The organism is Cupriavidus sp. FW305-46 (genome assembly GCF_058787075.1).
In genome coordinates, this window is record NZ_JBYSZI010000016.1 from 82088 (window position 1) to 100856 (window position 18769).

The following is an 18769-nucleotide window of genomic DNA, read 5'->3' on the forward strand; positions in this document are numbered from 1 at the left end:
ATGCAGTTCGATGTGATCACGCTGTTTCCCGAGATGTTTCGCGCGTTGACCGACTGGGGTATCACCAGCCGGGCAGCCAAGCAGCAGCGCTATGGCTTGCGTACCTGGAATCCGCGTGATTTCACGGTCGACAACTATCGCACCATCGATGATCGTCCTTACGGCGGCGGCCCCGGCATGGTGATGCTGGCCAAGCCGCTGGATGACGCGATCGATGCCGCGGTGGCGGCGCAGGCGCAGGCCGGCGTGCCAAAGCCGCATGTGGTGCTGATGTCTCCGCAGGGCAAGACGCTGTCGCATGTCAAGGTGATGGAGCTGGCCGAACGGCCGGGCCTGGTCTTGCTGTGCGGCCGGTATGAGGCCATCGACCAGCGGCTGATCGACCGCCGCGTGGACGAGGAAATCAGCCTCGGCGACTTTGTGCTGTCGGGCGGCGAACTGCCGGCGATGGCGCTGATCGACGCCGTGGTGCGGCATCTGCCCGGCGTGCTGGGCGATGCGCAGTCGGCCGTGCAGGACAGCTTCGTCAACGGCTTGCTGGATTGTCCGCACTACACGCGGCCGGAAGAATATGAAGGCGTGCGGGTGCCCGAGATCCTGCTCGGGGGCCATCACGCCGAGATCGAGAAATGGCGGCGCCAGCAGGCGCTGGCCAATACCGCGAGCAAGCGCCCCGATCTGATCGAGGCCGCTCGCAAACAAGGTTTGCTGACCCGGGCTGACGAGAAGTTCTTGTCGGAATGGGCGGCGAAGGAAGGGCGGGGGGAGACCCCCGCCAGGTAAAACCCCATCCTCTGCCGGGGCCCGGGCAACGCCTGGGGCATACAACGCCGGCACGATGGCTACGGAGAAAAAACGATGAACATCATCGAGCAGATCGAGAAGGAAGAGATCGCGCGTCTGACCGCGAACAAGACCATCCCCGCATTCGCACCTGGCGACACCGTGATCGTCAGCGTGAACGTGGTGGAAGGTAACCGCAAGCGCGTGCAGGCCTACGAAGGCGTCGTGATTGCCAAGCGCAACCGCGGCCTGAATTCGTCCTTCATCGTGCGCAAGATCTCGTCGGGTGAAGGCGTGGAACGTACGTTCCAGCTGTACTCGCCGCTGATCGCTGCCATCGAAGTGAAGCGTCGCGGCGACGTGCGTCGTGCGAAGCTGTACTACCTGCGCCAGCGTTCGGGCAAGTCCGCACGTATCAAGGAGAAGCTGGTGTCGAAGGCTGCTGTCGCTGCCAAGGCTGCGCAGTAAGCTGGGCACGCCGGCCGGGGCAGCCCGGCCAGCGTTTCCTCAGGAAGGGCACCCCCGGGGTGCCCTTTTTGCATTGGCGCGGCACAAACGATGGAAGCGGCAGGCGTTTTTGCTGCAGCGCCAGAATGCGCGCTTCTGTCATACTTGCGATGTTATGCGTCCTGCTTTCGATCCCGAATCCCTCCCCGTCATCGACACCGACCTGCGCAACGGCGCCCTGAGCGCGCCGCGGCTTGAGGTGGACTTTATCCGGCACCGCTTCCGGGTGCCGCCGGCCTGGGCGCCGGAGCTGACCGATGAATCGCGCGTCTATGACCGCAGCCGCGGGCTGCGCGACGCCGCCGTGCTGGTGCCGCTGGTGGAGCGCCATGACGGCCTGACGGTGCTGCTGACGCAGCGCAATGCCAACCTGAGCGCGCATGCCGGGCAGATCAGCTTCCCGGGCGGGCGGCAGGAGTCATGGGATGTCAACCGTATCGACACCGCGCTGCGCGAGACGGAGGAAGAAGTGGGGCTGGCGCGCGACTATGTCGAAGTGCTGGGTGCGCTGCCGGACTACATCACCGGCACCGGTTTCCACGTGAGCCCCGTGGTAGGGCTGGTGCGCGACGGTTTCACGCTGCGCCCGGATGCCTCGGAGGTTGCCGATGTCTTCGAGGTGCCGCTCGCGTTCCTGATGGACCCGTCCCACCATGAACGGCGGCTGTTCCGCTGGGTCGACGGCGAGCGGGTGTTCTACGCCATGCCCTATCCGCGCGAGACTGGCGGCCACCGCTTTATCTGGGGTGCCACCGCGGGCATGCTGCGCAATCTTTACCACCTGCTGGCGGCCTGAGCCGCCGGCTTCTTACGCTGCGGCCTGGTCCTTGCTGCCGATGCAGTGGGGGCAGCTCTTGCCGACCACGTAGTGCGGGCTTTGCTGCTCCTGCGGCGTGACCACCGCGCGGCAGGCAAAGCACTGCTTGGGGCCGGCCGGCTCCAGGCTGGGGTTCAGCGCGGTGCGGTAGTCAAAGACGAAGCAGTCGCCGCGATAATGGCTGCCACCGACTTCCTCGAAGTACTTCAGGATGCCGCCCTCGAGCTGGTACACGCGCTCGACGCCGACTTCCTGCATATGGATCGCCGCCTTCTCGCAGCGGATGCCGCCGGTGCAGAACGACACCACGGTCTTGCCTTCCAGCTCCGCCTTGTGGGCCGCCACCGCCTCGGGAAATTCGCTGAACTTGGCGATGTCATATTCCACGGCGTCTTCGAACGTGCCAACCGCGACTTCGAAATCATTGCGCGTGTCCAGCATCACCACCGGGCGGCCTTCGTCGTCGTGCCCCTGGTCCAGCCAGCGCTTCAGGTCGGCCGGACGCACTGACGGCGCGCGGCCTTCCTCGGGGCGGATCAGCGGCATCTTCATGGTGATGATTTCCTTCTTGGCGCGCACCAGCATGCGCTTGAAGGGCTGGTTTTCCGACAGGCTTTCCTTGGGCGCGATATCGGCAAAGCGCGCATCGGCGTGCAGCCAGGCCATGAAACCGTCGATGGCTGCGCGCGGCCCGGCCAGGAACATATTGATGCCTTCGGGCGCGAGCAGGATCGTGCCCTTCAGGCCGGCCGCTTCGCAGCGCTCGCGCATGGCCGGGCGCAGGGTCTCGATGTCGTCCAGCGAGACGAATTTGTAAGCGGAAATATTGACGATCTGCATGGGAGACTGCGCCTGCACGGCCGCGTCCCGGAGGGCGCCGACGGCTTGCGATAACTGCCTGATTGGAAAGGCGAAATTATAACGCGTGCGGGCGCCGCCGCCGCGCATTCCCAAGCACTCCGATCGGCTATGCCGGGCCCTCGCGCCAGGCCGCCTGCACGCAATATCGGAGGCATGCCAGCGGCCCGAGCCGGTACAATGTCGCCCATGTCCGCACCCCGCTTCGTACACCTCCGCCTGCATTCCGAATACTCCATCGTGGACGGCATCGTCCGCCTGGAAGACGCCGTCAAGGCCGCTGCCGCCGACGGCATGGGCGCGCTCGCCCTGACGGACCTCGCCAACGCCTTCGGGCTGATCCGTTACTACAAGGAGGCGCGCGGCAAGGGCGTGAAGCCGGTGGTCGGTGCCGACGTCTGGCTCACCAACGCCGAAGACCGCGACAAGCCGTCGCGCCTGCTGCTGCTGGTGCAGGACCGCCGCGGCTACCTGAACCTGTGCATGCTGTTGTCGCGCGCGTGGCTGGGCAACCAGCACCGCGGCCGCGCCGAGATCGATCCGGCCTGGTTCCTGGAACCCGGCGAGGATGACCTGCCGCTCGCGACCGGCCTGATCGCCCTGTCGGGCGCAATGGGTGGCGATATCGGCATGGCGCTGGCCAACGGCAATGCCGACGGTGCGCGCCGCGCGGCACAGCATTGGTCCACGGTATTCGCGCAACGCTTCTACATCGAACTGCAGCGCGCCGGCAACGCCGGCACCGATGCCTACGTGCAGCAGGCCGTGCAACTGGCGGCGGAACTGCAACTGCCGGTGGTGGCCACGCATCCGGTGCAGTTCATGACGCCGGACGACTACACCGCGCACGAGGCGCGCGTGTGCATCGCCGAGGGCGAGCTGCTGGCCAATCCGCGCCGCACGCGGCGCTTTACCACTGACCAGTACTTCAAGACCCAGGACGAGATGTGCGCGCTGTTCGCCGACATCCCCTCGGCACTGGAGAACGCGGTCGAGATCGCGCGCCGCTGCAACCTGACGCTGGAACTGGGCAAGCCGCGCCTGCCGCTGTTCCCGACGCCCGACGGCATGTCGCTGGACGACTACCTGGTCTACATGGCCAAGGACGGGCTGGAGAAGCGCCTGGTGGTGCTGTTCCCCGACGAGGCGGTGCGCGAATCCAAGCGCCCGGAATACTACGCACGGCTGGAGTTCGAGACCGGCACCATCATCAAGATGGGCTTCCCCGGCTACTTCCTGATCGTGGCGGACTTTATCAACTGGGCCAAGAACAACGGCGTGCCGGTGGGACCGGGCCGCGGTTCGGGCGCCGGTTCGCTGGTCGCGTATGCGCTCGGCATTACCGATCTGGACCCGCTCAAGTACGCGCTGCTGTTCGAGCGATTCCTGAACCCGGAACGGGTCTCGATGCCTGACTTCGACATCGACTTCTGCCAGCACGGCCGCGATCGCGTGATCACATACGTGAAGGAGAAGTACGGCAAGGACGCGGTATCGCAGATCGCCACCTTCGGCACCATGGCGGCCAAGGCCGCGGTGCGCGACGTGGGCCGCGTGCTCGATCTCGGCTACGGCTTTGTCGATGGCATCGCCAAGCTGATCCCGTTCAAGCCGGGCAAGCTGGTCACCATCGAGGAAGCCAAGAAGGAAGAGCCGCTGCTGACCGAGCGCGAGAACAACGAGGAGGAAGTGCGCCAGCTGCTGGAGCTGGCACAGCGCGTCGAAGGCATGACCCGCAACGTCGGCATGCACGCCGGCGGCGTGCTGATCGCGCCCGGCAGGCTGACCGACTTCTGCCCGCTGTACACGCAGGGCGCGCAGAACGACGGCATGAGCGGCGTGGTCAGCCAGTACGACAAGGACGACGTCGAGGCCGCCGGCCTGGTCAAGTTCGACTTCCTGGGCCTGACCACACTGACCATCCTGGACTGGGCCGAGCGCTATATCCGCCGCCTCGATCCGAGCAAGGCCGACTGGAATTGCAGCCATATCCCGCTCGACGACAGTCCCGCCTTCGATATCCTCAAGACCGCCAACACGGTCGCCGTGTTCCAGCTGGAAAGCCGCGGCATGCAGGGCATGCTCAAGGACGCCAAGCCTGACCGCTTCGAGGACATCATCGCGCTGGTGGCGCTGTACCGCCCGGGCCCGATGGACCTGATCCCCAGCTTCTGCGCGCGCAAGCACGGCCGCGAGAAGGTGGAGTACCCGGATCCGCGCGTCGAACCCGTCCTGAAAGAGACCTACGGCATCATGGTCTACCAGGAGCAGGTGATGCAGATGGCGCAGATCATCGGCGGCTACTCGCTCGGCGGCGCCGACCTGCTGCGCCGCGCCATGGGCAAGAAGAAGCCCGAGGAGATGGCCCAGCATCGCGTCATGTTCCGCGAAGGCGCCGACAAGAACGGCCTCTCCGCGCAGCAGGCCGACGACATCTTCGACCTGATGGAGAAGTTCGCGGGCTACGGCTTCAACAAGTCGCACGCGGCCGCGTATGCGCTGCTGGCGTACTACACCGCCTGGCTCAAGGCCCACCATCCGGCCGAATTCATGGCAGCCAACATGTCGCTGGCCATGGATGACACCGACAAGGTCAAGATCCTCTACGAGGACTGCAAGCTCAACAAGATCGCGGTGCTGCCGCCGGACGTCAACGCCAGCGAATACCGCTTCGCGCCGACCGACCCCAAGACCATCCGCTACGGCCTGGGCGGCATCAAGGGCAGCGGCCAGGGCGCGATCGAAGATATCCTGCGCGCGCGCGAGGAGCGGCCGTTCACCGATCTGTTCGACTTCTGCGAACGCGTCGACCGCCGCCAGGTCAATCGCCGCACCATCGAGGCGCTGATCCGCGCCGGCGCCTTCGACAGCCTGAACGACAACCGCGCCCAGCTGCTGGCCTCGGTGCCGATCGCGATGGAGGCCGCCGAGCAGAAGGCCGAGTCCGCCAACCAGGTGTCGCTGTTCGACCTGATGGGCGATGCCGGCGATGCGCACCGCCCCGAGCTGCTCGACGAACCGCGCTGGAGTCCCAAGCGCACGTTGCAGGAAGAAAAGCAGGCGCTCGGCTACTACTTCTCAGGCCATCTGTTCGATGCCTACCGCGACGAGGTGCGCCGCTTCAACAAGGGCACGCTGGCCGCGCTGGAAAAGGAAGTGCAGGGCAACGGCGGCGGCTTCGGCCGCGATGTGCGCGGCAAGACCATCGCCGGCGTGATCAGCGGCGTCCGCACGCAGATGACCCAGCGCGGCAAGATGGTGATCGTCACGCTGGACGACGGCACCGGGCTGGTCGAGATGACGGTGTTCAACGAGCTGTTCGACGCCAACCGGCACATGTTCCGCGAGGATGAGCTGCTGATCGCCACGGGGAATGCGCGGCACGATACGTTTACCGGTGGGGTGAGGTTTACGGCGGAATCGGTGATGGACCTGGTGGCCGCACGCGTCAGGTTTGCCAGCGCCGTGCGGTTGTCGATGAATGGGAATTCGTCGACCGGGATGTTGCGTGAACTGCTGATGCCGCACCTGGCCCGCGCCAGCGGTGGACAGGGTTTGCCGGTGCGCATCCACTACCAGTCGGCGGCGGCTTCGTGCGAGGCCATGCTCGGAGCGGACTGGAAGGTGGTGCCCTCCGACGAGGCGCTGACCGCGTTGCGGCTGGCACTGTCGCCGGACAGCGTCAGCACCCTCTACGAATAAACCGACGGCAGCGGCGGTCTCAGGCCGCCTGCCGGGCGGCGCGCGCGCTGGCCGCCAGCGCTAGCAGCGCGTCGACGTGGGCCTCGATGCCCGGATCGTAGTCGAGCATCGCCATCGGATCCGCCAGCCGGCCTTGGCCGCTGCGTGCCGCGTCGACCGCGGCGCGAATCGCGCGGTCGAGCGTCTCGGCGCGATCGCGTGCGAAGGCATGCACCGCCTGCGGCCGGATCACCTCCAGGCAGGCAATATTGTCGGCAAAGACCAGCGGTGTGCCGCACAGCACCGATTCCACGCCGACCAGTCCGAACGGTTCGTAGCCCGACGCCAGGATGGTGAAGTCCGCGGCGCGGTAGAGCGCGTCGATGCGGCTGCTGTAGCCCAGTTCCCGTACCCGCGGGATGGTGCGCCCGACCGGACGGCCGGCCACGGCAAGCGTGATCGGCAGGTCCGATTTGGAGAAATAGTCGGCAAGCAGGTCGAAACCCTTGCGGGCATGGCCCGAGGACGGGAACAGGAACACGACCTCATCGTCACCGAAACCGAACTCACGGCGCAACGCGGCGCGCGCGTCGGCGTCGACCGGCGTGAAGCGCTGCGTGTCGACCGGCGGGTAGATCAGTTCCACGCGGTCCGGCGGCATCCCGTACAGCTCGATCACCTCGCGGCGCATCAGCGCCGAATGTGCCACCACGCGGTGCGCGCCAGCATACTGCGCACTCTCCAGGTCGATCTGCCACTGGTCGGAGCGGCGCGCTGTCGTGCCGCGCGCGCCGAGATAGCCGCGATGGGTGCCGCCGCAGATGGCGATATCGGAGCCGCGCACCCGGTTGCAGCCAATCAGCACTTCGTCCGCGGGACGGCGCGCTTGCAGCCGCCACGAGAAGTAGCGGTCGCGCAGCTTGCCAGGCAGCCACGACACCACGATCCGGTGCGGGGCAATGCCGGCCGACTCTGCCACGCCGGCGTCGAAGCGGCGCGCGTAGACCGACACCTCGGTGCCGGCGCGGCCTGCCATGGCCCGGCTGATGTCGAGCGCATAGCGTTCCAGGCCGCCGCCAGCGCCGAAGCGATTGCAGGAGATGCCAACTTTCATCGATGCATGGAATAAAGGGGAGGGGCGGCCGGCCGCCTCAACGGGTGACCTCAGGGGCGGCTGCCTTGAGGCTGGTGTCGGCCTGCAACTGCGCCAGCTTGGCGTACTTGTAGTAGCTTGCCTGCGCATTCATCAGCGCCACGCCGAAGCCTGCGCTGCCGTCCAGGAAGCCGCGCTTGAGCACGTAGGTCCGGATGAAGGCCCACAGGCCGTGCCCCGCGGCGGACGCCACCGAACTACGCTTGCCCCGCGCGTAGGCCTGCTGCGCGCCTGCGCTGGAGTAGCTGTCGATCTTGCGCAGCACGTCCGACAGTGTGCGGTAGCTGTAATGGACAAGCGGCTCGCGCAGATGGGTGACCGGATCGTCCACCTTCAGGTGTTCGTGGACCAGGTCATCCGTGAAGCGGCCGCGGCCCTTGCGGAAGACGCGGGTCACATAGTCCGGGTACCAGCCGGCGTGGCGCACGAAGGTGCCGCAGAACGCTGACAGGCGCGGCAGCGCAAGCGCGTGGGCGTCGGCCCGCTTCAGATGGCCCAGGATCTCGTCGCGCAGGGCGGGCGTGACACGTTCGTCGGCATCGAGACTCAGGATCCAGTCGCCCGTGGCGGCGTCAACCGCGCGGTTCTTCTGCGGGCCGAAGCCAGGCCAGTCGTCGGTCTGGATGACGGTGGCGCCGGCGGCACGCGCAATCGCCACAGTGTCATCCGTGCTGGCCCAATCCACTATAATCGCCTCTTCGCACCAGGACACGCTTTCGAGGCATGGCCCGATATTGTGAGCTTCATTCCTGGTAATGATGACGGCCGAGACTCTCATGGAACATAGGGGAGGCACGCAGGTCGGACAAGACCGACGGGCCGCCGGAGTCGCCCACGGCGCCAGGCGCTGGATCGAGACCGCGTATTCTACCGCACTGGCGCATGGCGCCCTCCGCGCACCCTGATGCCATCGAGTCGGCTAGCGGGCCGCTTCCTGAAACTCAAATTGATGATACGAGCACAATTGTTCCGTTCCGCCGGGATGGAAGAAGTCTTCCTTCTGCCTGCGCGTGCAGCATTGGTCTCTCTGTCGCCGGCTGCAATCCGGGCAAGACCGGACACACAGGTGCTGGCCGCATGATCGGCGCCTACGTCATCAATCTCGACTCCGCGCGGGAACGCCGGGAGCGCATTTCCGGCCAGCTGGCGGGCCTTGGCATCCCGTTCCAGGTGTTCCGGGCCGTGGATGGCCGCGTGCTGGCGGAGCAGGAAGTGGCCAGCAAGTACGATGCCGCCGCCGCCGCCGCGCGCTACCGCCCCATGAGCCGGGGCGAGGTCGGGTGCGGGTTGAGCCACCTCGGTGTATACCGCAAGATGCTTGACGACGGCGCCGCCTTTGCGCTGGTGCTGGAGGACGATGCTTCGCCCGGCCCCGACCTGGCAACCGTGCTGGCCGACCTGGAGTCGCGCCTGGATCCGGACCGGGCCGAGGTGGTGCTGCTGTCCCATGTCGACAAGTACACCCGCTGGGGTGCCCGCAGGCTCGGCGGTGAACGACGCCTGGTCAGGCGCTACGGCGAATGGTGGCGCGCGCACGGCTACGTGGTGACGCGCGCCGCAGCGCAACGGCTGCTGGCGGGCTTGCAGCCGATGTGGTGCGCGGCCGACTACTGGTCGGCCTTCGAAAAGCAGGGCCTGGTGTCGGTCAGTGCGGTGGTGCCATATTGCATCGGCCTGACCGAGCTGGCCGAGACCTCGTCGCTCGAAACGCATCGCGCCGACCTGGACGCCACCGACAAGGCTCAGCGCAGCATCGGCTATTATCTGCGCCGCTACGTCTATCAGCGCTTCCTGTTCCAGCTCATCGTCAGGCCCTTCCTTCGGGTAGCCCGGCAGAAGCGGCCGGGCTAGCGCCGGGCCGGCACGCCGCCTCCACACACAAGACATATCAGTGACCACATCCAAACCGCCCATTTCGCCAGGTGCCGCCGTGCCGTCCAGCATGGCCAGCCGGCTCTGGTCTTACCTGCGCCCCGAGTTACGCATCTTCATCGGCGCTATCCTCGCCATGGCCGTGGTCGCGGGCAGCGAAGGGGTGATCCCCAAGGTTGTCAATGACCTGCTCGACAAGGGCTTCGGCGGCGACTACGCCGGCACGCTGTGGCATGTCCCCGCCATCCTGACCGGCGTGGCCCTGATCCGCGGCCTGGCGCAGTTTGCCTCGGGCTACCTGCTGAACCTGATCTCGAACCGCGTGCTGCTGAAGATGCGCCTGCAGATGTTCGAGCGCCTGCTGCAGGCGCCGGCGTCGTTCTTCCACCGCAACACGGCGGCTTCGCTGATCAATGCCGTGATCTTCGAGGTCAACCAGGTGCTGCAGATCCTGACCAGCGTCTTTATCACGCTGGTGCGGGACTCGCTGACGGTTGTGGCGCTGCTGATCTACCTGTTCTATACCAACTGGCGCCTGACGCTGATCGTGGCGGTGATCCTGCCGGTGATCGGCTACCTGATGTCGAAGATCAACCGCCGGCTGCGCAAGCTCAACCGCGATCACCAGGCCTTTACCAACAACGCTGCCTATGTCGTGGAAGAGGCCGTGGGCGGCTACAAGGTGGTCAAGCTGCACGGCGGCGAGGCCTACGAGATGGGCCGCTTCCGCACCGTGGCCGAGCGGCTCAAGAACTACTCGATGCGCATGGCGGTTGCCGGCGGGCTGAACCAGCCGGTCACGGCCTTCCTGGCCGCGCTGGCGCTGTCGGTGATCATCACCATTGCGATGGTGCAGGCGCAGGCCAACCAGACCACGGTGGGCGGTTTTACCGGCTTTGTGATGGCGATGCTGCTGCTGATCTCGCCGCTCAAGCACCTGACCGACATCAACCAGCCGCTGACGCGCGGCATCACCGCAGCCGAGATGATCTTCCGGCTGATCGATGAACCGATCGAGCCGCAGGACGGTGGCAAGATGCTGGATCGTGCCCGTGGCGAACTTGCCTTCGAGCAAGTCGGCTTCCGCTACGGTGAAGCATCGCGTGCCGCGCTGGAGGGCATTGACCTGCGCGTCAGTCCGGGCGAAGTGGTGGCGCTGGTAGGTCCGTCGGGAAGCGGCAAGACCACGCTGGTCAACCTGGTGCCGCGCTTCTTCGACCCGACTGGCGGGCGCATCCTGCTGGATGGCACGCCGCTGACCGAGTTGTCGCTGAAGGACCTGCGCAACCAGATTGCCTTCGTCAGCCAGGACGTGGTGCTGTTCAACGACACCGTCGCCGCCAACGTGGCATATGGCGCGCAATCCGACAGCGAGATCGACATGGCCCGCGTTGAGCGCGCGCTGGCGGCCGCCTACCTGACGGAAACGGTCAAGGGGCTGCCGGAGGGCCTGAACACCAATATCGGCGACAACGGCATGAAGTTGTCCGGCGGCCAGCGCCAGCGGCTGGCGATTGCCCGGGCGCTGTATAAGAACGCGCCCATCCTGATCCTGGACGAGGCGACTTCGGCACTGGATTCGGAGTCCGAGCGCCAGGTCCAGGCGGCGCTGGAGGAACTGATGAAGGGCCGGACCACGCTGGTGATTGCGCACCGGTTGTCCACCATCGAGAACGCCGACCGCATCGCCGTGCTGGACCACGGCCGCGTGGCGGAGCAGGGCACGCACGCGCAGCTGCTGGCGGCCAACGGCCTGTACGCCGGGCTGCACCGGATCCAGTTCGCGACGCAGCAAGGGTAACGGACCTGCCAACGACAAAGGCCGGCGCTTGCGCCGGCCTTTGTCGTTTCCTTCGTGCTCAGTTTGGCGAGGTGACGGGCGGCTGCACGCCCAGCACTTCATCGATGGCAGCCAGCACCTGATCCCGCCGCGGCACCACGCCGCCGCCGCCCAGCGAGACCGCGCGGCCCGGCGCATCGACGCCGTACAGGTGGCGCGACGTGGTCGTGAACAGGATCACGGTCGGGCGGCGCAGCGCATCGGCGATATGCACGAAGCCGGTGTCCATGCCAACCACCAGCGATGCCTTGCCTACCATCTGCGCCACGCCGGTGATGCTCAGGCGTGGCATCACTTCGGCGTTGGGCACGCTGGCGGCGATGGTTTCGGCTTCCTTGCGCTCCGCGTCGTTGCCCCAAGGCACCAGCACGCGCAGCCCGCGCGCCGAGATCGCGCTGCCCACGCTGATCCAGTCGGCGACCGGCCACTTCTTTTCCTCGCTCGAGGTGGCATGGAACAGCATCGCGTACGGACCCTTGGCGGCCGGCGCCGGCGTGTCTGCGGGCATCTCCAGGCCGTAGTCCATGTCCCTGGTCAGCTCATAGCCCAGGGCGCGGCTGACGGCGCGGCGCATCCGCTGCCGCGCGCAATCTTCTTCGACAAATGGCTGGAACACATGGTTGTAGGCGAAGCGTGCGCCGCTCTCGCCCAACTCTGCCACGGGGTAGCCATAGCGATTGCGCGTGCGTGCCAGGAACGTCACGATGGCGCTCTTGTAGACGCCGTGGACGTCCAGCACCGCATCGTACTTCTCGCGGCGCAGTTCACGCAGCGCACTGAAGATCGCACGCAAGCCAGCCCAATTGCGCGATTTCTTGAAGCCGCGCAGCGGCGCGGAAATCACACGCTCGATATTCGGATTCCAGCGCGGCACGTCGGCGCAATATGAGTCGGCGATCCAGTCGATCTTGACGCCGGGAAAGGCCCGCTGCAGGTCCGCGACCAGCGGCTGGGTGAACACCATGTCGCCGAGAGAGGTCAGCTTGACGATGAGAATACGTTTCATCAGGAACAGTATGGTGGGCAGTGTGCCCGCCTGGTTCGGAAGGTGCGTAGTATGCCTTATGCAGGGGACATGTGTCCGTGCGATGCATGGGCGACATGGCGCCCGCCACACTCATGCCGATCCGTTAGTATCTGCATCAGAAGCCCACGATCGATGACGCCTATCCAACAGGAGACCACCATGTCCGACCCGGCATTCGCCATCAGCCGCTACCCCGTTCCCGCGCTGACCGACCTCCCCGACGACATCCGCGCCCGCATCCTGGAAGTCCAGGAAAAAGCCGGCTTCGTCCCCAACGTCTTCCTGGCGCTGGCGCACCGTCCCGACGAGTTCCGCGCGTTCTTCGCCTACCACGACGCGCTCATGCTCAAGGAGGGCGGCCTGACCAAGGGCGAGCGCGAGATGATCGTGGTGGCGACTTCCGGCGCCAACCAGTGCCTGTACTGCGTGGTGGCGCATGGCGCGATCCTGCGCATCTATGAGAAGAAGCCGCTGGTGGCGGACCAGGTGGCGGTGAACTACCTGAAGGCGGATATTCCGCAGCGCCAGCGCGCGATGCTCGACTTTGCGATGAAGGTGTGCAAGGCGTCGCATGAAGTCGGCGATGCCGACTTTGCTGCGCTGCGCGAGCACGGTTTTTCCGAGGAGGATGCCTGGGATATTGCCGCCATCACGGCGTTCTTCGGCCTGTCGAACCGGATGGCCAACACCGTCAGCATGCGCCCGAACGACGAGTTCTACCTGATGGGCCGGGTGCCGAAAGCGAAGTAACGCCGCAGCGGCTCAGCGCACCTCGGCGCAGGCACCGCTCTTGGGGTCGAACAGCACCGGCCACGCCTGCTCGTAGATGCCGGGCGTGCAGTGCTTCTCGCAGCGGTTATGGGCCAGCGTCACGCGGCGCGGATCCTGCCACACCAGCAGCTTGCACTGGCTGCCGTCGATGGCCTGCAGTTCGATGTGCGGGGTCGCGCGGACCTGGCGGAACTCGGCCAGGTTGAATTCGCAACTGCCGCGCCGCGATACCCATAGCTTCCACTTGAGCGCACGCACCTCGTTGGCCTTGACGTCCATCAGCGCGTCTTCGCGGAAGCCGTCTTCCTCGGTGCGCTTGCAGGCGGCGGCAATGTTGATGGTCTTGTTCGCGATCGGGGTGGCGCGCTCCTTGGGCGCGGCGGCGACCGCTTCGCCCTTCGCCTCGGGCGGCGGTGCGGGGGCGCGCTTGGCAATCGGCAATGGCGCGCACGCCACCGACAACAGAAGGGCCAGCAGACAGGTCCCATGGTTCGTGGCGTTCATGCCGGACTCCTTGCTTGCCGACCGGGCCGCGCCCCGCATCGGGGCGGCAAGCCGGGCGCGGCATCCGTGCGGATGCCGCTGACTACGTTGGCTTAGTTATAGCGGATGGCAAACGGAATTGGAGTAGGACCATCACCGAGTCCGTAAGGAGACGGACGCTAGCGGACACGCGCAGGCGCTGCAGCGCGGTTACGTTCGTAAACAGCTTGATACACAGATGCGGAATGCGGCGTGCTAGCCTTTCTCAACCATCGCTCGCCGCCGCCAAAAAATGAAGCCCCGCGCCCTTGTTGCCCTCATCGTATTGCCCGTGCTCCTTGGCACCTTCTCCGCCGCCGCCCAGGCCGACGACGACTGGGACGACGATGATGATCACCGCTACGCGCGCCGGTACAAGGGCGGCGACTACAAGGAAGAATTCTGGGTCGGCAACTGCAAGATCAAGCGCAAGTGGAAAGACAACGGCGAGTACAAGGAGGAGCGCAAGTGCAAGGACCGGCCGGTCGTGTACCAGCCGCCGCCGGCCGTGTACTACCAGCCCGAACCCGCCTTCGTGGTGAGTCCGCAAGTCGTGATCCGGCCCTAGCCTGGTCCGGCCAGAATGCAGAAAGGCCCGCCAGTGCGCGGGCCTTTCCATGCCTGCGCCGGCATCTTCACATCAGGATGATGTCGTACTGTTCCTGGTGGAACGTCGATTCCACCTGCAGCGAAATCGGCTTGCCGATGAAGTCGCCAAGCATCGCCAGATGCTGGCTTTCTTCTTCCAGGAACAGGTCGATCACTTCCTGCGAGGCCAGGATGCGGAATTCGCGCGGGTTGAACTGGCGCGATTCGCGCATGATCTCGCGCAGGATGTCGTAGCAGGCCGTACGCGGCGTCTTGACCTGGCCCTTGCCGTGGCAGACCGGGCATTGCTCGCACAGCACATGCGCCAGCGACTCGCGCGTGCGCTTGCGCGTCATCTCGACCAGGCCCAGTTGCGAGAAGCTGTTGACCGTGATGCGGGTGCGGTCGCGTGCGAGCGCTCGCTTCAGCTCGGACAGCACCGCGTCGCGGTGCTCGGCGTTCTCCATATCAATGAAGTCGATGATGATGATGCCGCCGAGGTTGCGCAGGCGCAGCTGCCGCGCGATGGTGTGGGCCGCCTCCAGGTTGGTCTTGAAGATGGTGTCGTCGAAGTTGCGCGCGCCCACGTAGCCGCCGGTGTTGACGTCGATGGTCGTCATCGCCTCGGTCTGGTCGATCATCAGGTAGCCGCCCGACTTCAGGTCCACCCGGCGCGACAGCGCCTTCTCGATCTCGGCGTCGATATTGAACAGGTCGAAGATCGGGCGCTCGCCGGTGTAGTGCGACAGCCGCGGCAGCACCGCCGGGGTGTATTCCTTGGCGAACTCCAGCAGCATCTGGTAGTTCTCGCGCGAGTCGATCTGGATCACGCCGGTGGCGTCGTTGATAAAGTCGCGCAGCACGCGCTGGGCCAGGTTCAGGTCCTGGTAAAGCAGGTTGGGCGCGGGCAGGGTAGTGGCGTTCTGGCGGATCGCGCCCCAGATCTTGCGCAGGTAGGCGATATCGTTGCCGAGTTCTTCGTCGGTCGCTTCCTCGGCAATGGTGCGCACGATAAAGCCGCCGCGCTCGTCGTCGGGCACCAGGCCCTGCACGCGGCTGCGCAGCGCCTCGCGGTCCACTTCGCCCTCGATGCGCTGCGAGATGCCGATATGCGGGTCCTGCGGCAGGTACACCAGGGTGCGCCCGGCGATGCTCACCTGGGTGGACAGGCGCGCCCCCTTGGTGCCGATCGGGTCCTTGATCACCTGCACCATGAGTGCCTGGCCTTCGAACAGGGTCTTCTCGATGGCCAGCTGCGGGGTGGAATTGTTGCGGTCGGCATCACGCGGATGCCAGATGTCGGCCACGTGCAGGAAGGCGGCGCGCTCCAGGCCGATATCGATAAAGGCCGATTGCATGCCGGGCAGCACGCGCACCACCTTGCCCAGGTAGATATTGCCGACCAGCCCGCGCGTGAGCGTGCGTTCGACATGCAGTTCCTGCACCGCGGCTTGCTGCACGATGGCGACGCGGGTCTCTTGGGGCGTGATGTTGACGAGGATGTCTTCAGTCATAGCGGGTGAAACGCGTCGCCGGTGGCCCGGCTGTATAGGGTGGCCCGGCGCTGGGCCGGGTCTTGTCTGGGCACGGAGGGCGCTGCTCAGAACTGCAGGCGGGCCTGGCGAAGTAACGCCGCCGTCTCAAACAAGGGCAAGCCCATGATACCTGAATAGCTGCCACTGATCCGCTCGACGAACTCCGCCGCCCGGCCCTGGATGCCGTAGGCACCGGCCTTGCCGAGCGGCTCGCCGCTGGCGACGTAGCGTTCGATCTCGGCGGGCTGCATCGGGCGGAAGGTGACTTCCGAGATCGACAGCGCATGCCGCATGCCCGTGGTCGACACGATCGTCACGGCGGTCAGGACGCGGTGGGTGCTGCCCGAGAGCGCGCCCAGCATGGCCGCGGCATCGGCGCCGTCGGCGGGTTTGCCCAGGATGCGGCCGCCCAGGCAGACCGTGGTGTCGGAGGTCAGCACCGGCGCATCGGGCAGCGCGCGGCGTTCGCGGCGGCGCAGCGCGGCTTCGGCCTTCAGCGCGCAGACGCGCTGGACGTAGTCGTCGGGGGTCTCGCCGGGCTGGACGGCCTCGAGCGCTTCGGCATCCTCGTCGTCATCGGCCAGCAGCAGTTCGTAGCGCACGCCGAGCTGGGTCAGCAGCTCGCGGCGGCGCGGGCTCTGCGAGGCGAGGTAAAGGTAGTCGTGCAGGGTGTCGGGCATCGCGGCGGAGGGGCCTACCGGCGACAGCCGGGATCAGGCCCGATGATAGGGGTGGTTCTGTGTGACGGACCAGGCGCGGTACAGCTGCTCGGCCAGCAGCACGCGCACCATGCCGTGCGGCAGGGTCAGGCTGGACAGCCGGATCAGGGTGCTGGCGCGGGCTTTCAGGGCGGGATCGAGCCCGTCGGCGCCGCCGATCAGGAAGGCCACGTCGCCGCCCTCGCGCTGCCAGTCGGTCAGCTGCGCGGCCAGTTGCACGGTGGTGAAGTCGCGCCCGCGCTCATCCAGCGCGACGATGCGACACTGTTTCGACAGCGAGCCCAGCACCGCCTCGATGCGCGCGGCTTCGCGCTGCATCACGGTGGCGGCGTTGTTGCTGGACGAGCGGGTTTCGGGCTTGACCTCGCGCAGTTCGATGCGCAGCTCGGGCGGCATGCGCTTGGCGTACTCGCTGAAGCCGGTCTCGATCCAGCCGGGCATCTTGTGGCCGACGGCCACGATCACCAGTTGCATGGGGCAGGGGATGGGTCATGCTGCGCGGCCGCCGGGCGGCCGCGCGCCGGGACTCAGGCCGAGCGGGTGGTGCGCTTGCGCGCGGCCGGCTTGGCTGCTGCGGTCTTGCTGGCAGCGGTCTTGCTCGGGGCCTTCTTGGCCGCGGTCTTGGTTGCGGTCTTGCGCGCGGTGGTGCCGGCAGCGGTCTTGCGCGGCGCCGCGGCGCGGGTGCCGGCGGTCTTGGTCGCTGCCGTCTTGGTGGCGGTCTTGGTCGCTGCCGTCTTGGTGGCGGTCTTGCGGGCCGGCTTGCGGATGGTGGCGATGGCGTCCGCGTCGGTGTCCTCATGGCCCATCGGCGGCGACGGCTCCTTCATGCCTTCGGGCAGGCGGGCCAGCGCGGGGCGCAGGTTGCTGGCGCGGCGCACGGTGCGCACCGGGGCTTCTTCCTCGTCCTCGTCCATCGGCTCGCTGGCCTTGGCCAGGCCGCGGCCGCCGGCGGCCAGCTTCATGCGCACCGGCTTGTCGCCCCAGATTTCTTCCAGGTTGTAGTACAGGCGCAACTGCGGCTGCAGGATGTGGACCACGGCGTCGCCACAGTCGACCAGCACCCATTCGCCGGTTTCCAGGCCCTCGACCGCCACGATATGGCCGCCGGCTCCCTTCACCGTATCCCGCACCGACGCTGCCAGCGCCTTGGTCTGGCGGTTGGATGTCCCGCTGGCAATCACCACCCGGTCGAACAGTTCAGTCAGGTGGCTGGTGTCGTACACCTTGATGTCCTGCGCTTTGACATCCTCGAGGCCGTCGACGATGGCGCGTTGCAGTTTACGAATATCCATGGTGTCTTCTTGTTCAGCTGAGATCGGTTGGGGGTGGGCGCCGGGACTGGGGCAACCCCGGTCATGCCCTGGCCGGGGCGTTGCGGTACAGCCCGTGGTTGGCAATGTAGTGTGCCACGCCGGGCGGCAGTTGGTCATCTGCCGGCTGGCCGGCTGCCAGCCGCTGGCGCAGGTGGGTGGAAGACAGGTCGACGGCGAGCGTCTGGTCGATCCACATCCGGCCGGAGGGCGTGCATTGTATCAGGTGCGTGTCAGCCTGGCGTTCGGCCAGTGCCGCCAGCACCGGACCCTCCAGTGCCGCCAGTTCAAAGCGCGGCCGCGTGGCGGTGCACAGGTGCACGTGTTCGAACAGTGCCTGCCAGCCGTGCCAGGTGTGCAGGCGCAGCAGCTGGTCGGCGCCCATCAGCCAGCACAGCGAGGTTTCGGGGCCGTATTCGGCGCGCAGCTGGCGTACGGTGTCGATGGTGTAGCTGGGGCCGGCGCGGTCCACTTCCATGCGGCTCACGCGGACTTTGGCGCCGCTGTCGCCAAGCGCCGCGGCGGCGAGTTCGGTCATGGCCAGGCGGTCGGCGGCAGGGGTCACGTCGTCGCCTTTTTGCCACGACTGGCCGGTGGGTATCCACACCAGCTCATCCAGCCCGAGGTGTTCGATGCACAGCCGCGCCAGTGCCAGGTGGCCGACGTGGGGAGGATCAAATGTGCCGCCCAGGATACCCAGGCGATAGGGGCGGGCGGACGGTTGCGGCGGTTCTCCCGCGTCGGCGGCGGGCTTGCGGTGTTGCGCTGGATTGGCCATAGGTCAGG

18 protein-coding genes are annotated in these 18769 nt (G+C 66.5%); 8 read left to right on the top strand and 10 right to left on the bottom strand.

Annotation, left to right across the window (positions count from 1 at the left end):
- The 3 genes from trmD (at nt 1) to AC3WON_RS10525 (ending at nt 2086) form a co-directional block, all read left to right on the top strand.
- The gene (trmD, locus tag AC3WON_RS10515; protein ID WP_492351761.1) at nt 1–783 is read left to right on the top strand and encodes a tRNA (guanosine(37)-N1)-methyltransferase TrmD; all 783 of its coding nucleotides are present in this window, start codon (nt 1–3) and stop codon (nt 781–783) included.
- 75 nt (nt 784–858) lie between these two features.
- Nucleotides 859–1251, top strand: coding sequence for a 50S ribosomal protein L19 (gene rplS / locus AC3WON_RS10520; protein ID WP_492321423.1), 393 nt, complete (start codon nt 859–861; stop codon nt 1249–1251).
- A gap of 154 nt (nt 1252–1405) precedes the next feature.
- A complete protein-coding gene (locus tag AC3WON_RS10525) occupies nt 1406–2086 on the top strand; it encodes a CoA pyrophosphatase (protein ID WP_010812923.1) in 681 nt (226 codons plus the stop codon).
- A gap of 12 nt (nt 2087–2098) precedes the next feature.
- Here AC3WON_RS10525 and AC3WON_RS10530 read toward each other — a convergent pair whose 3' ends face one another.
- On the bottom strand, nt 2099–2947 hold the full coding sequence (locus tag AC3WON_RS10530; protein ID WP_492321424.1) for a sulfurtransferase: 849 nt from the start codon (nt 2945–2947) through the stop codon (nt 2099–2101).
- 207 nt (nt 2948–3154) lie between these two features.
- Here AC3WON_RS10530 and dnaE point away from each other — a divergent pair, with 207 nt between their 5' ends.
- Nucleotides 3155–6667, top strand: coding sequence for a DNA polymerase III subunit alpha (gene dnaE / locus AC3WON_RS10535; RefSeq protein WP_492321425.1), 3513 nt, complete (start codon nt 3155–3157; stop codon nt 6665–6667).
- 19 nt (nt 6668–6686) lie between these two features.
- On the opposite strand, the gene AC3WON_RS10540 is transcribed toward dnaE, so the two are convergent.
- Both AC3WON_RS10540 and AC3WON_RS10545 read right to left on the bottom strand, forming a co-directional pair.
- Entirely contained in the window at nt 6687–7760 is a 1074-nt protein-coding gene (locus tag AC3WON_RS10540) for a glycosyltransferase family 4 protein (RefSeq protein WP_492321426.1), read from the bottom strand.
- A gap of 37 nt (nt 7761–7797) precedes the next feature.
- Entirely contained in the window at nt 7798–8577 is a 780-nt protein-coding gene (locus tag AC3WON_RS10545; RefSeq protein ID WP_492351762.1) for a glycosyltransferase family 2 protein, read from the bottom strand.
- A 299-nt stretch (nt 8578–8876) separates the two neighbouring features.
- Here AC3WON_RS10545 and AC3WON_RS10550 point away from each other — a divergent pair, with 299 nt between their 5' ends.
- Entirely contained in the window at nt 8877–9650 is a 774-nt protein-coding gene (locus tag AC3WON_RS10550) for a glycosyltransferase family 25 protein (protein ID WP_492351763.1), read from the top strand.
- A 91-nt stretch (nt 9651–9741) separates the two neighbouring features.
- On the top strand, nt 9742–11472 hold the full coding sequence (msbA, locus tag AC3WON_RS10555) for a lipid A export permease/ATP-binding protein MsbA (RefSeq protein WP_492321445.1): 1731 nt from the start codon (nt 9742–9744) through the stop codon (nt 11470–11472).
- 58 nt (nt 11473–11530) lie between these two features.
- On the opposite strand, the gene waaC is transcribed toward msbA, so the two are convergent.
- A complete protein-coding gene (gene waaC, locus AC3WON_RS10560) occupies nt 11531–12517 on the bottom strand; it encodes a lipopolysaccharide heptosyltransferase I (RefSeq protein ID WP_010812916.1) in 987 nt (328 codons plus the stop codon).
- Nucleotides 12518–12697: 180 nt separating this feature from the next.
- Between waaC and AC3WON_RS10565 the strand changes: the two genes are divergently transcribed.
- On the top strand, nt 12698–13288 hold the full coding sequence (locus tag AC3WON_RS10565) for a peroxidase-related enzyme (RefSeq protein ID WP_010812915.1): 591 nt from the start codon (nt 12698–12700) through the stop codon (nt 13286–13288).
- 12 nt (nt 13289–13300) lie between these two features.
- Here the strand turns inward: AC3WON_RS10565 and AC3WON_RS10570 are convergent, their stop codons facing one another.
- Nucleotides 13301–13813 carry a hypothetical protein gene (locus tag AC3WON_RS10570; RefSeq protein WP_492321429.1) on the bottom strand — a complete coding sequence of 171 codons (513 nt, stop codon included), beginning with the start codon at nt 13811–13813 and terminating at the stop codon, nt 13301–13303.
- A gap of 271 nt (nt 13814–14084) precedes the next feature.
- On the opposite strand from AC3WON_RS10570, the gene AC3WON_RS10575 reads away from it, so the two are divergent.
- A complete protein-coding gene (locus AC3WON_RS10575) occupies nt 14085–14399 on the top strand; it encodes a hypothetical protein (protein WP_492321430.1) in 315 nt (104 codons plus the stop codon).
- A 67-nt stretch (nt 14400–14466) separates the two neighbouring features.
- On the opposite strand, the gene rng is transcribed toward AC3WON_RS10575, so the two are convergent.
- The 5 genes from rng to AC3WON_RS10600 all read right to left on the bottom strand — a co-directional run bounded on the left by rng (nt 14467) and on the right by AC3WON_RS10600 (nt 18761).
- Entirely contained in the window at nt 14467–15933 is a 1467-nt protein-coding gene (rng, locus tag AC3WON_RS10580; RefSeq protein WP_010812912.1) for a ribonuclease G, read from the bottom strand.
- 86 nt (nt 15934–16019) lie between these two features.
- On the bottom strand, nt 16020–16634 hold the full coding sequence (locus AC3WON_RS10585) for a Maf family protein (protein WP_010812911.1): 615 nt from the start codon (nt 16632–16634) through the stop codon (nt 16020–16022).
- Between the two features lie 33 nt (nt 16635–16667).
- Nucleotides 16668–17147, bottom strand: a complete 480-nt coding sequence (gene rlmH, locus AC3WON_RS10590) for a 23S rRNA (pseudouridine(1915)-N(3))-methyltransferase RlmH (RefSeq protein WP_011614787.1) — start codon at nt 17145–17147, stop codon at nt 16668–16670.
- Between the two features lie 53 nt (nt 17148–17200).
- Nucleotides 17201–17965 (bottom strand): ribosome silencing factor, encoded by a 765-nt coding sequence (gene rsfS, locus AC3WON_RS10595; protein ID WP_492351764.1) that lies wholly within the window; start codon nt 17963–17965, stop codon nt 17201–17203.
- A gap of 61 nt (nt 17966–18026) precedes the next feature.
- On the bottom strand, nt 18027–18761 hold the full coding sequence (locus AC3WON_RS10600; RefSeq protein WP_492321432.1) for a nicotinate-nucleotide adenylyltransferase: 735 nt from the start codon (nt 18759–18761) through the stop codon (nt 18027–18029).
- Nucleotides 18762–18769 lie beyond the last annotated feature (8 nt).

What these genes read in the sequence shown, in the direction of transcription:
- trmD (WP_492351761.1), top strand. Translation starts at nt 1, where the DNA reads ATGCAGTTCGATGTGATCACGCTGTTTCCCGAGATGTTTCGCGCGTTG.
- rplS (WP_492321423.1), top strand. Translation starts at nt 859, where the DNA reads ATGAACATCATCGAGCAGATCGAGAAGGAAGAGATCGCGCGTCTGACC.
- AC3WON_RS10525 (WP_010812923.1), top strand. Translation starts at nt 1,406, where the DNA reads ATGCGTCCTGCTTTCGATCCCGAATCCCTCCCCGTCATCGACACCGAC.
- AC3WON_RS10530 (WP_492321424.1), bottom strand. Translation starts at nt 2,947, where the DNA reads ATGCAGATCGTCAATATTTCCGCTTACAAATTCGTCTCGCTGGACGAC.
- dnaE (WP_492321425.1), top strand. Translation starts at nt 3,155, where the DNA reads ATGTCCGCACCCCGCTTCGTACACCTCCGCCTGCATTCCGAATACTCC.
- AC3WON_RS10540 (WP_492321426.1), bottom strand. Translation starts at nt 7,760, where the DNA reads ATGAAAGTTGGCATCTCCTGCAATCGCTTCGGCGCTGGCGGCGGCCTG.
- AC3WON_RS10545 (WP_492351762.1), bottom strand. Translation starts at nt 8,577, where the DNA reads ATGAGAGTCTCGGCCGTCATCATTACCAGGAATGAAGCTCACAATATC.
- AC3WON_RS10550 (WP_492351763.1), top strand. Translation starts at nt 8,877, where the DNA reads ATGATCGGCGCCTACGTCATCAATCTCGACTCCGCGCGGGAACGCCGG.
- msbA (WP_492321445.1), top strand. Translation starts at nt 9,742, where the DNA reads ATGGCCAGCCGGCTCTGGTCTTACCTGCGCCCCGAGTTACGCATCTTC.
- waaC (WP_010812916.1), bottom strand. Translation starts at nt 12,517, where the DNA reads ATGAAACGTATTCTCATCGTCAAGCTGACCTCTCTCGGCGACATGGTG.
- AC3WON_RS10565 (WP_010812915.1), top strand. Translation starts at nt 12,698, where the DNA reads ATGTCCGACCCGGCATTCGCCATCAGCCGCTACCCCGTTCCCGCGCTG.
- AC3WON_RS10570 (WP_492321429.1), bottom strand. Translation starts at nt 13,813, where the DNA reads ATGAACGCCACGAACCATGGGACCTGTCTGCTGGCCCTTCTGTTGTCG.
- AC3WON_RS10575 (WP_492321430.1), top strand. Translation starts at nt 14,085, where the DNA reads ATGAAGCCCCGCGCCCTTGTTGCCCTCATCGTATTGCCCGTGCTCCTT.
- rng (WP_010812912.1), bottom strand. Translation starts at nt 15,933, where the DNA reads ATGACTGAAGACATCCTCGTCAACATCACGCCCCAAGAGACCCGCGTC.
- AC3WON_RS10585 (WP_010812911.1), bottom strand. Translation starts at nt 16,634, where the DNA reads ATGCCCGACACCCTGCACGACTACCTTTACCTCGCCTCGCAGAGCCCG.
- rlmH (WP_011614787.1), bottom strand. Translation starts at nt 17,147, where the DNA reads ATGCAACTGGTGATCGTGGCCGTCGGCCACAAGATGCCCGGCTGGATC.
- rsfS (WP_492351764.1), bottom strand. Translation starts at nt 17,965, where the DNA reads ATGGATATTCGTAAACTGCAACGCGCCATCGTCGACGGCCTCGAGGAT.
- AC3WON_RS10600 (WP_492321432.1), bottom strand. Translation starts at nt 18,761, where the DNA reads ATGGCCAATCCAGCGCAACACCGCAAGCCCGCCGCCGACGCGGGAGAA.